Genomic DNA, 11,162 nt, shown 5'->3' on the forward strand with positions numbered 1-11,162 from the left:
CACCCTGCCCGGTGGGTAGGGCGGCGCGTAGCCGGCGTATCTCCGCCCGCCAGCGGGCCGTGGCGGCGGGGTCGCCACCGGCGCGCAGCCGCCGCCAGGCCGCGGCCAGGTCGTCGTCCCGGCCGGTCAGCCCCTCCTCGGCCAGCAGCGCCACCAGTTCGGCCGCCCGGTCCGCGCCGACCCGTTCAGCCCCGTCGAGCAGCGCGCGGGCCAGCCGAGGGTGGATCCCGGCGGCGGCGAACGCCCGCCCACGGGCGGTGATCCGACCGTCGCAGTCGACCGCGCCGAGGGTGGCCAGCGTCTCCCGGGCCACGGCCAGCGCGGCCGGCGGCGGCGGGTCGGGCAGGGCCAGGCCGGCACCGTCCGGGCTTCCCCAGGCCGCCAGCTGCAGCGCGAAACCGGTCAGGTCGGCGGTGGAGATCTCCGGTTCGGGTTGCGCCGCCAGCCGCTCGTGGGTGCTCGCCGACCAGCACCGGTACACGTACCCGGGGCCCTGGCGGCCGGCCCGGCCGGCGCGCTGGGTGGCCCCGGCCCGGGACACCGGCACAGTGACCAGGGCACCGAGCCCACGCGCCAGATCGGTGCGGGGCACCCGGCTCAGCCCGGCGTCCACCACCACCCGCACTCCGGGCACGGTCAGGCTGCTCTCCGCCACGGTGGTGGCCAACACCACCCGGCGGTGCGGCGCCGGCCGCAGCGCGGCGTCCTGCTGCGCGCCGGACAACCGTCCGTGCAGCGGCAGCACAGCCACCTCGCCGGCCAGGTCGGTCAGCCGTCGGGCGACGGCGGCGATCTCACCCGCCCCGGGCAGGAAGACCAGCAGGTCCCCGTCGCGTTCCCGCAACGCACGGCGGACGGTGGCCGCCACGTGGTCGAGCAGGGCCGGGTCCACCCGGCCCGCGCCGGGCGGCGCGACCGGTCGGGGCGGGGGCGCCCAGACCCGGGTCACCGGGTGCAGCGCCCCCTCGGCCCGGACCACCGGGGCCGGCCCGTCGACACCGCCGAGCAGCGCGGCGTACCGGTCGGCCTGCGGGGTCGCCGACATCGCCAGCAGCCACAGGTCGGGGCGGAGCGTGGCCCGGGCCTCCACGGCGAAGGCGAGCGCCAGGTCGGCGTCGAGCTGTCGCTCGTGGACCTCGTCCAGCAGGACGGCACCCACCCCGGGCAGCTCCGGGTCGTGGTGCAACCGGCGCAGCAGCAGCCCGGTGGTCACCACCTCGACCCGGGTGGCCGGGCCGGCGCGTCGGTCCCCGCGCACCGCGTACCCGATCCGCCCGCCGACCGGCTCGCCGAGCAGGTCGGCCATCCGGCGGGCCGCGGCGCGGGCGGCCACCCGGCGCGGCTGGGCGACCAGTACCCGACCCGCCACCCGGTCGGCGACGGCGAGCGGGGCCAGGGTGGTCTTGCCGGTGCCGGGAGGCGCCACCAGGACGGCGGTACCCCCGGCCGAGAGGGCACCGACCAGCGTCGGGAGCGCCGGGCTGACCGGCAGCGTGCAGGAGACGTCGGAGAGCACGGTGCCACTGTGGCACCCCGGGATCAGCCGGGGCGTACCGCCTCGACGCCGGCGACGAAGGCGGTCCAGGCCGAAGCCGGGAAGACCAGCACCGGTCCCGGCCGGTTCTTGCTGTCGCGTACGGCCACCCCGTCGCCCACCGCGGCAACCTCCACGCAGTTGCCGTTGCCGATGCTGCGGGTGCTGGTGCGCCAGTCCGCCCCGGCCACGTCGAGCGTGATCATCCCGTACCTCACGTTCCCCCGAGCGCGCCGTCATGCGGTCACGCAAAGTGACGAGAAGCCGCCTCCAGGCGGGCTGTGGAGTCCGCTGGAGACAGTGCCAGTCGGCGCAGCTCCTCGTGCACAAGGCTATACCCGCGCACGTGCGCGGCCTCCTCCAGTGCCAGGCCTGCCGTGAGATTGTCCAGGTAGACCACGGATGCGTCGGCGGCGTCGGCGAAGTTGAGGATGACGTACGGGGTGCTCATCGCGGGGTGTCCACCCACCGAGAACGGAAGTACCTGGATCGTCACGTTGGGTGATCGGGAGAGGTGTGCCATGTGGGTCAGCTGCTCCGCCATCACCGTCGGCCCGCCCACCCGCCGGCACAACACCGCCTCGTTGAGCACCACCGACAGCTCGACCGGGTCGTCCCGGTGCAGCACCTCCTGGCGACGCAGCCGCGCCGCCACCTTGCGCTCCAACCCCTCCTCACCGGCCGTGCGTCGGTACACCTCGCGGGCGTACGCCTCGGTCTGCAGCAGCCCCGGCACCGCCTCCGCCTCGTAGGTGCGTAGCCGGGCCGCCTCGGCCTCCAGTCCGACGTAGAACTCGAACCACTCCGGCAGCACGTCGCTGTAGTTCTGCCACCAGCCGCGCTGCTGCGCGCCCCGGGCGATCTCGATCAACACCTCGGCGTCCGCCCCGGTGACCTGGTAGAGCGCGAGCGCGGCGCGGACGTCGCGCGGCTTGATGCCGATCTGGGCGTTCTCGATGCGGGAGAGGTTGCTCTTGGACATGTCGAGTTGGCGGGCCGCGACGTCCAGGGTCATGCCGGAACGCTCGCGCAACTGGCGCAGTTCCCGGGCGATCCGGCGGCGACGAACGGTGGGACTGACGGTCACCCTCCGAGTCTGTCACGCGAAGATTCGCAGCTCATGGGTGCACGTAGTGCAACCGGCGATTCCGGGAGTTGCATCCGGCGGTAGGTGCGGGCATCCTGTCACCCGGCGTCGATCACCTGTGGACTCACCGCGTTGGAGGCTCGTTGCTCATCGCTGACGAGTTCTTCCTCATCGTCCACAACGACAATCGGGGCAAGGCGAAACTTCACCCGACCGCGACCGGGTTGGGGCTCGCGGGTGCGCTCCTCGGTGAGCTGGTCCTCTTCGGACACCTCACGGTGGCCGACGGCCGGGTCACCGTCATCGACCGGCGTCCCCCGGTCGACGCGCTCGCGCACACCGTGCTGGACCAGCTGATCGGCGAATCCCAACACCGGGAGATCCGCACCTGGCTGGCCTTCCTGGCCCAGTCGTCGACCACCTCGGTGGGGGATCGGCTGGCCCGGGCCGGCGTGCTGCGCCGGCAGGAGAGCCGGCGGCTGCTGCGCACCAGCGTCAGCTACCGGCCGATCGACCTCAACGCGATCGCCTGGCCGGCGACCCGGCTGCGGGCGCTGCTCGAACGGCCGGAGCCCCCCACCGTGCCGGACGCGGTGCTGCTGGGGCTGGTCGCCGCCGCCGGGCTGAGCCGGGAGGTGCTGTGGAGCGCCAGCCCCCGGGCCCACCACCGCCTCGGCGTGCTCGTTCCGGCGCTGCCTCCCCCGCTGCGTGAGCTGGTGGCGCACACCGAGGCCGCCGTCGGCGCGGCCGTGCTGCGCGGCGCCCCCTGAACCGCACCACCACCACCTCCCACCCCTCACCTCGAACCGGAGCAGCTGCCATGCCCCCGACAACAGCCACGCTGCAACGCCCCAGCAACGTCTCCGACGCGCTGGCCCGGGGCCGGCTCGGCGTACCCTCGGTGATCTTCTTCGTCCTCTCCGCCGCCGCGCCGCTCACCGTGGTCGCCGGCGTCGTCACCACCGGGTACGCGGTCACCGGCGTCACCGGCATCCCGCTGGCGTTCCTCGTCGTCGCCGCCGTCCTCGCGCTCTTCTCCGTCGGATACGTGGCGATGGCTCGCCGGGTGGAGAACGCCGGCGCCTTCTACGCGTACGTCTCCCATGGGCTCGGCCGACCGGCGGGCGTCGGCGCGGCCTGGGCGGCGCTGGTCGCGTACAACGCCCTGCAGGTGGGGCTCTACGGCGCGATCGGCGCGGCGTCGGCACCCGTGTTCGGCACGCTGTTCGGTGTCGAACCCCACTGGGCTCTGGTGGCACTGGCGGCCTGGGCGGTGGTCGCCGCGCTCGGTCTGCTGCGGGTCGACGTCAACGGCCTGGTACTGGCGGTGCTGCTGATCGCCGAGATCCTGGTGATCGTGGTGTTCGACCTGGGCCAGCTCGGCAACCCGGCCGGCGGTGCGGTGAGCCTCGACGCGCTCACCCCGGCCAACCTGCTGGTGCCGGGGTTGGGCGCGGCGCTGGTGCTGGCCACGACCGGCTTCGTCGGTTTCGAGTCGGCGGTGGTGTTCAGCGAGGAGAGCAAGGATCCGAAGCGGACCGTGCCGTTGGCGACCTACCTGTCGATCGCGATCATCGCCGGGGTGTACGCCTTGTCGTCCTGGACGATGACCGTGGCCACCGGGCCGGAGAACATCGCGCAGCAGGCCGGTGAGCAGAGCGTTGGGTTGATCTTCAACCTGGCCGGCACGCACCTCGGCGGCACCGTCGTCACCATCGGCCAGGCGCTCTTCATGACCTCGGTGCTGGCCGCGATGATCTCGTTCCACAACACCACGGCCCGGTACGCGTTCGCCCTCGGCCGGGAGCGGGTGCTGCCGGCCGCTTTCGGCCGAACCTCGCCGCGCACCGGCTCGCCCCGGGTCGCCTCGCTGGCGCAGAGCCTGCTCGGTCTGGTGGTGATCCTGCTGTACGCGCTGAACGGCTGGGATCCGGTCCTTCAGCTCTTTTACTGGGCCGGCACCGGCGGTGGGTTCGGGGTGCTGCTGCTGATCGCCGCCACCAGCATCGCGGTGATCGCCTTCTTCACCCGCCACGCCTCGACCGAGAACCTGTGGCGGCGGCTGGTGGCGCCCGGGCTCGCGGCCGTCGCGCTGGTCGCCATCATCGTGGTGGCGGTGGACAACTTCGCCATCCTGCTCGGCGTGGCGCCGGACTCCCCGCTGCGCTGGGGTGTCCCGGCGGTCTACCCGGTCACCGCGCTGCTCGGTGTGCTCTGGGGGTTGGTGCTGCGACGCACCCGCCCCGACGTGTACGCCCGCATCGGCCTCGGCGCGGCGAGCACGGCGGCGACCCTGAAGACGGCCACGGCCGAACCGGCGCCGGCCGGGACGGGGGCGTCCCGGTGAGCGGGCCGGCCATCGAGCGGCTCGGCCCGGGGGAGACCCGCGCGGTCGCCGTGCGGATCGCCGACGCGTTCCAGGTGCTGGCGGCGACGGTCTGGCTGGTGCCGGAGGCCAGCAAGCGGGAGGCGGCACTGACCGGCCACTTCGAGATCCTGGTGGACCATGCCATGCGGCACGGGCTGGTCTACGGCACCGCCGACCGGGCCGGGGTGGCGGTCTGGTTCCCGCAGGTGGGTGAACCCGCACCGCCTCCGGCCGACTACGACGCCCGGCTGGCCGGCGCGTGCGGCGAATGGATCGACCGTTTCCGCCACCTCGACGCGTTGTTCGAGGCTCACCATCCGCACGACGAGCACCACCATCTGGCGTTCCTCGCGGTGGCTCCGCAGAGGCAGGGGCAGGGCATCGGCACCGCGCTGCTGCGGCACCACCACGCGGTGCTCGACGCCGAGCAAGTGCCGGCGTACCTGGAGGCGAGCAGCGAGAGCAGCCGTGACCTGTACGCCCGACACGGGTACGTCGGTCGCGAGCCGTTCCGGCTGCCGGACGGGACGCCGTTCTTCCCGATGTGGCGCAAGCCCTCCGGTCGCTGAGGGCCGGCGGGCACAAAGCGGCCCGGCCGGCGAACCGCCGACCGGGCCGAGGGATGCCGCGGTGGCCGGGTCTGCCCGACCCGGCCGCCGCATCCCTGCCTAGTACGTGCCGTCGAGCTGCCCCCGCAGTTTGGTCAATGCCCGGGCCAGCAGCCGCGAGATGTGCATCTGCGAGACGCCGATCTGCTCGGCGATCTGCGACTGGGTCAGGTTGCCGTAGAAGCGCAGGGTGAGGATCTTCTGCTCGCGCTCGTCCAGCGTGGCCAACGCCGGGCCCAGGGCCACCCGCAGCTCGGCCAGCTCGAACTCGCCGTCCTCGTCGCCGAGCAGGTCGCCCAGCTCGGTCGCCCGGTCACCGTCGCCGGTCGGAGTGGACAGGGAGACCGCGTTGTACGCCCGGGCGCCTTCCAGGCCCTCGAGGACCTCTTCCTCGGTGAGCTTGAGGTGGGCGGCGATGTCGGTGACCGTGGGCGAGCGGCCCAGCGTCTGAAGCAGCGCGCTGTTCGCGTCGGAGATCGCCAGCCGCAGCTCCTGGAGGCGGCGGGGAACCCGGATGTCCCAGGTGCGGTCGCGGAAGTGCCGCTTCAGCTCACCGATGATGGTCGGGATGGCGTAGCCGGCGAAATCGACGCCGCGCGACGGATCGAACTTGTCGATCGCCTTGATCAGGCCGACGGCGGCGGTCTGCGCCAGATCGTCGGTGGGCTCGCCGCGACCGCTGTAGCGGTGGGCCAGGTGGTTGGCCAGCGGCAGCCAGGCCTCGATCGCCCGGTCCCGCAGGGCGGGCCGGGACGGATGGTCGGCGGGCAGCGCGGCCATGGCGTCGAGCAGGTCGGCGGCGCTGTCGGTGAGTGCGCGCGGATCCGGCTTCGGGGTGGGCGGTGCCGCTGTCGTCTGTCGGGTGATCGCTGGCGCGGTCATGGGTGGTCCTCCCTGCACCTCGTCCGCGGTTCAAAGACGTGACGCTTTGGTGTAGCGCGTGGTAGTCCTTTCGGGAGCAACCATAGCCCTATCGGACTGACAAAATCTAGCCGAAAGTACGATGCACTTAAGCGGCATCAGGCCACTAAGTGCGTGGTAACCGGCAAAATGGCGACGGACGCAACCAGCCATCGGGTGTCCTGTCGTGACCCGAACGGCCGCCTGTCCGCCTCGGACGGCGACGCCGGCGTGACCGACCGGTCAAGCACGTACCCGACATGTGACGGTGAGTGTCTGCTTTCCGTCCTTGTCGCATTCCGGCGGCCGGCCGTAGCGTCGCGGGTACACCCACAGGTACGGAGGAAGCGTGCTCGATCCCGCGGATCCGCAGCTCGTCGTCGACAGCCGCACGCTGCATGTCAGCTGGCTGCCGGCGGATCCCGACGGCGTCGCGGCGCTGGTCCCCCCCGGCCTGCGCCCGCGGGCGGACCGGCAGGTCTTCATGAACCAGTACGTCGTCGACGACGCCGCCCAGACCTCCGGCTTCGGCGCGTACTCGCTGACCTACCTCGGGGTGGCCCTGGTCGGCGTGGACGCACCCGGCGGGACGTCCCCCGGCGGCTGGTGGACCCACTACGTCACCTCCAGCCCTCGGCAGCGGGACTACGCCGCCGCCCGGGGTGCCCCCGCCGTGCTCGGCCGGACCACCATCGACCTGCGCGGCGACCTGCTGGTCGCCGAGACGGTGGCCGACGGGGTGTCGGTGATCCGCACCCGCGCCCGGGTGGGGCACACCGGGCACGAGGTGCGCAGCGGGCACCACCGCTACTTCACGATCCACGGCGGAGAGCTACTCAGCGGGGTCTATCCGTTCATCTCCGAACCGGTCACCCCGTTCGAGATCGAATCCGTGGAGTTCCTCGACCCCAGCCACCCGGCCTACGCGCTGCGCCCGGAGAACCCGCTGCTCATCCCCTGGGCGTTCTACGCCCCCCGCACCTCGTTCGCCTACCCCGGCGGGCTGTCCCGGTACCCCGGCGACCCGACCCCGGTCGGGTCACCAGGTGCCGGCACGCCGATCCCGTAGCGGCCGGCCGTCGGGGTCGTAGACCAGCCGGTACATCGGCAGCGCCCAGAGTCGGGTCAGCCGGTGCAGCCGTTCGGGACGGTGCGGGCGCAGCCGGCCGGCGGGCCGCGGGCCACGGCAGCCGTCGTCGTACCACCGTTGGAGCGCGTCGGCCGCGGCGGTGATCGCCGCCACCGCCGACGAAGGATCGAGCAGGTCGGCGTCCTGGGCGCCGTCCGGGTCCCGGTCCAGGTGCTCGCGCCACAGCCGCAGGCGCAGCTCCCGGGCGAACAGCCGGGCTCCGTCACCCCGGCCGGCGGGGTCGGTGGGTGCGCGGGTGTCCCGGGTGTCGTCCAGCACCGCGCAGGACAGCTCGCTGTCGTGCGTCCAGGACCGCCGGTTGAAGTTGTCGCTGCCCACGCTCGCCCACACGTCGTCGACCACGCAGACCTTCGCGTGCACGTAGACCGGCTGGCCCTGCCGGTTCTCCACGTCGAAGACGTGCACCCGGTCCGGGGCGGCCCGCTCGCACAGCCTGAGCGCCAGCTCCCGGCCCACCATGTTCGGCGGCAGGGCCAGCCGGCCGTCGACGTCCGGGTGGCGGGGAATCACCGCCACCAGGTGCAGGTCCGGATTGTTCCGCAACGCGCCGGCGAACAGCTCCGCCACCTCGGCCGACCAGAGGTACTGGTCCTCCAGGTAGATCAGCCGACGCGCCCGGCGTACCGCCTTGGTGTAACCCCGGGCCACGGTGCGCTCGCCGTCCGGGGCGAAGGAGTAGCGGGGACGTACGGCGGGGTAGGTACGCAGCACCTGGACGTGGTGCGGGCCGCAGGGTGGGGGGTCCGCCGGCTGCGGCGGCAACGGGCCGGGGTCGAGGTCGGCCCCGCGCAGCCGGTCGCGCAGGTAGGCCAGCGGGTTCTCCGAGTCCAGCGGCATCGGATCGGTCCAGCGTTCCCGGAACGTGGTGTCCAACGCGCCGACCACCGGGCCACGCACCGCCAGCTGCACGTCGTGCCAGGGCGGGTGGGAACCGTACCGGGGCGACATCAGCACGGCCTGCGGGTCGCCCGCGTGCGTGGCGCCGTCCCGGCGACTGTGGCACAGGTCGATGCCGCCGGCGAACGCCACGTCCCGCTGGGGTGCGCCGGGGTGCCGCAGCACCACCAGCTTCTGGTGGTGCGAGCCGCCGCGGCGTACCCGTTGGTCGAGCAGGACCTCGCCGCCGGCCGCGCAGACCGCCTCGCTGAGGCTGCGGTTCTCCGCCTCGCTGTAGGACAGGGAGTCGAGGTGGGAACGCCAGATTAGGCCCTTCACCACCACACCGCGCTGCGCGGCCCGGGCGAGGAGCTGCACCACGGTGGGACCGTCCGGACGCATCCGCTCGTCCGGGTCGCCGCGCCAGTCGGTGAAGAAGAGGTGGTCGCCGGGGCTGAGCGCCTCCACCTCGGTGACCAGCCGGTCGAAGTAGGCGGCACCGTGAATGAGTGGCTCGGCGAGGTTTCCCGACGTCCACGCGGGTAATTCCGAGGCCGGGTTGGCGCGTTCCCCAGCGGTGAGAAACCAGTTCTCGATCGCCACGTTCCAGCTCCCCGAGGTCGACAACGTCCTCACGGTAGGTCCCCCGCCGGGCGGGCGCACGCCGGAGGCGATCCGCATGCGTCCACCGGGGTGACCACCGCATCCCTTGCGACGACGTACGCCGAGGAGGCACCAGCCATGCCCGCCGAGACCACGAACTCCGTGACCGAGACCTCTCCCCAGGCCGTGGCCAGCGAGCGGGGCGCGGTCCTGGCGGTGTTGCTGATGGTGATCCTCGGCGTCGCCGGGATCTTTGCCGTCTCCTGAGACCGGGCCGGGCACCGCACCCCGCCACCAGGGGCGCCCGGCGGTCGGGTCAGGGCCGCTCGGCCTGGCCGCCAGCGTGCGGCATCCGCTCGGCCGGGACCACCCCGAGCCGGCCGGCCTGGAAGTCCTCGACGGCCTGGATCAGCTCCGCCCGGGTGTTCATCACGAACGGCCCGTAGTGGGCCACCGGCTCCCGAATCGGCTGGCCGCCCATGACGTAGAGATCCAGCGCCGGGGTTCGGGAGTCCTGCCGGTCGTCGGCGGTGACCCGCAGCGCGTCGCCCGCGCCGTGTACGGCGAGCTGGCCGGTGGCTACGGGCCGCTGGTCGGTGCCGACGGTGCCCCGGCCGGCGAGCACGTAGACCAGCGCGTTGAAGTCCGGCCGCCAGGGCAGGTTCAGCTCCGCGCCCGGTTGGAGCGTCACGTGGGCGATAGTGATCGGGGTGTGCGTCGACCCGGGCCCCTGGTGCCCGGCCACCTCGCCGGCGATGACCCGGATCAGCGCGCCGCCGTCGGGGGTGGTGAGCAGCGCCGCCTCCCGACCCCGGATGTCCTGGTAGCGCGGGGGCTTCATCTTGGCCACCCGGGGCAGGTTGACCCAGAGCTGGAGGCCGTGGAAGAGGCCACCGCTCATCACCAGGTGCTCCGGTGGCGCCTCGATGTGCAACAGGCCGCTACCTGCGAACATGCGCCCAAAGACACATATAGAGACGGACATACCGGGGCACCTCGGAACGCAAAACGCCCCGCGCCCGGGGTCCGGGGCGGGGCGCTCGGTGGGCGGTCAGCGCGGGTCGAGCATGGCTGCGATGCGGCGCAGGTCTGCCGGATCGACCGTGACTCCGTCTGACGTGTCGTCCCCGGCCAGCTCGCGCAGGCGCGCGGCGGCGTGCTTCGCCGTACTCGACGGTGGGCACTCCGGGCAGCGCTGGCGCGCGTAGGCCGATCCGCTGCGGTGCCATGGGTTCGAGCACTGGGCGACTACGTCTGCGGCGACGCTCTCGCGCAGCCACCATGCGGCGTCCTCGGGCCGTGCGGCTTCCTCGCCACGCCGGACGCGCTCGCGGCGGGCCTCCTCCTCGGCCTGAGCGGCGATTTTCTCGGCGGCGAGGTCCCGCGCGGTCCGGTAGTCCCCGGCGTCGAACGCCCGCCAAAGGTAGTCCCCGGCGTTGCCGGCCCAGACCTTCCCGATCATGGCTAGGGCGTCTTCGCGGGTGACTTCGGCGGTCGGGGTCTCGGTCATGGTCTCTCCTTCGTCAGGTCTTCAGGATAGGCAGTCAGGCGGACAGTGCCAGCGACCGCAGATACGCGGCCAGGCCGGACGCGGGACCGACGTACGCGGCGATCAGGCGGGGCGTGGGGGTCAGGGTCACGGTCGGTCCTCTCGGATCAGGCGTTGGACTTGATCAGCCGAAGGCCCGGCTCGGGGGTCGGCTTGGTTGCGGCGAGGGCGTCGCGCATCGACCAGCGCTTTACACCGACCAAATCGGCGATGATCTGCTGTGAGCGGTCGGGGTTCTCAGCCATGAACGCCTCGGCCCGCCGCCGGATCTCGGCGGCCCGGCCCTGGCCGCGGGCCGGGAGCGGTTCCGAGAAGACCAGCGCGGTAACCATGCGCGGGTCGGCCGGCTCGGCCTCCTCGGGGGTCTCCTCGACGGCCTCGGGGGTCTCGTCGACCGGGGCCGGCTCGGCCTCCTCGCACGCGGCGACCAGCACGGCCGGGGAAGGGGCCCAGGAAATCGGCTGCGGGGCCGGGACAGGCTCGGGGG

Annotated in this window: 12 protein-coding genes and 1 pseudogene; 5 read left to right on the forward strand and 8 right to left on the reverse strand. The window is 73.1% G+C overall.

The window, feature by feature from the left end:
* From E1166_RS25930 to E1166_RS25940, 3 genes are all read right to left on the reverse strand, one after another.
* A partial coding sequence (locus tag E1166_RS25930) for a helicase-related protein (protein ID WP_279433234.1) occupies positions 1-1,516 on the reverse strand: 1,516 nt, incomplete at its 3' end.
* Between the two features lie 23 nt (positions 1,517-1,539).
* Positions 1,540-1,740 (reverse strand): DUF397 domain-containing protein, encoded by a 201-nt coding sequence (locus tag E1166_RS25935; protein ID WP_132342561.1) that lies wholly within the window; start codon positions 1,738-1,740, stop codon positions 1,540-1,542.
* A gap of 38 nt (positions 1,741-1,778) precedes the next feature.
* Complete coding sequence (locus E1166_RS25940; RefSeq protein ID WP_132342563.1) at positions 1,779-2,621, reverse strand: helix-turn-helix transcriptional regulator; 843 nt, start codon at positions 2,619-2,621, stop codon at positions 1,779-1,781.
* A 143-nt stretch (positions 2,622-2,764) separates the two neighbouring features.
* Between E1166_RS25940 and E1166_RS25945 the strand changes: the two genes are divergently transcribed.
* The 3 genes from E1166_RS25945 to E1166_RS25955 are packed head-to-tail and all read left to right on the forward strand — an operon-like array spanning position 2,765 to position 5,558.
* Positions 2,765-3,391 carry a GPP34 family phosphoprotein gene (locus E1166_RS25945; protein WP_132342565.1) on the forward strand — a complete coding sequence of 209 codons (627 nt, stop codon included), beginning with the start codon at positions 2,765-2,767 and terminating at the stop codon, positions 3,389-3,391.
* A 50-nt stretch (positions 3,392-3,441) separates the two neighbouring features.
* Complete coding sequence (locus E1166_RS25950) at positions 3,442-4,968, forward strand: APC family permease (protein WP_132342566.1); 1,527 nt, start codon at positions 3,442-3,444, stop codon at positions 4,966-4,968.
* Complete coding sequence (locus E1166_RS25955; protein WP_132342568.1) at positions 4,965-5,558, forward strand: GNAT family N-acetyltransferase; 594 nt, start codon at positions 4,965-4,967, stop codon at positions 5,556-5,558. Before E1166_RS25950 ends, E1166_RS25955 begins: the two co-directional genes overlap by 4 nt.
* 99 nt (positions 5,559-5,657) lie before the next feature.
* On the opposite strand, the gene E1166_RS25960 is transcribed toward E1166_RS25955, so the two are convergent.
* Positions 5,658-6,479, reverse strand: coding sequence for a SigB/SigF/SigG family RNA polymerase sigma factor (locus tag E1166_RS25960; RefSeq protein WP_132269335.1), 822 nt, complete (start codon positions 6,477-6,479; stop codon positions 5,658-5,660).
* A gap of 367 nt (positions 6,480-6,846) precedes the next feature.
* Between E1166_RS25960 and E1166_RS25965 the strand changes: the two genes are divergently transcribed.
* Positions 6,847-7,566: a hypothetical protein gene (locus E1166_RS25965; RefSeq protein ID WP_243706395.1), complete on the forward strand. Its 720-nt coding sequence runs from the start codon at positions 6,847-6,849 to the stop codon at positions 7,564-7,566.
* Here E1166_RS25965 and E1166_RS25970 read toward each other — a convergent pair.
* Positions 7,537-9,126 (reverse strand): phospholipase D-like domain-containing protein, encoded by a 1,590-nt coding sequence (locus tag E1166_RS25970; RefSeq protein WP_132342572.1) that lies wholly within the window; start codon positions 9,124-9,126, stop codon positions 7,537-7,539. The two genes, E1166_RS25965 and E1166_RS25970, sit on opposite strands and share 30 nt — an antisense overlap.
* Positions 9,127-9,264: 138 nt before the next feature.
* Between E1166_RS25970 and E1166_RS32580 the strand changes: the two genes are divergently transcribed.
* Entirely contained in the window at positions 9,265-9,393 is a 129-nt protein-coding gene (locus E1166_RS32580) for a hypothetical protein (protein ID WP_256370857.1), read from the forward strand.
* Between the two features lie 49 nt (positions 9,394-9,442).
* Here the strand turns inward: E1166_RS32580 and E1166_RS25975 are convergent.
* The 3 genes and pseudogenes from E1166_RS25975 to E1166_RS31190 all read right to left on the reverse strand — a co-directional run.
* Positions 9,443-10,075 (reverse strand): annotated as a pseudogene (locus E1166_RS25975) (pirin-like C-terminal cupin domain-containing protein); the annotation flags it as partial.
* 102 nt (positions 10,076-10,177) lie between these two features.
* Positions 10,178-10,636: a hypothetical protein gene (locus E1166_RS25980; protein WP_132342570.1), complete on the reverse strand. Its 459-nt coding sequence runs from the start codon at positions 10,634-10,636 to the stop codon at positions 10,178-10,180.
* Positions 10,637-10,782: 146 nt separating this feature from the next.
* Positions 10,783-11,162 (reverse strand): hypothetical protein (locus tag E1166_RS31190; RefSeq protein WP_207914531.1); only part of this gene is annotated, 380 nt, incomplete at its 5' end.

The sequence above is a fragment of the Micromonospora sp. KC213 genome (assembly GCF_004348325.1).
Classification (GTDB): domain Bacteria; phylum Actinomycetota; class Actinomycetes; order Mycobacteriales; family Micromonosporaceae; genus Micromonospora.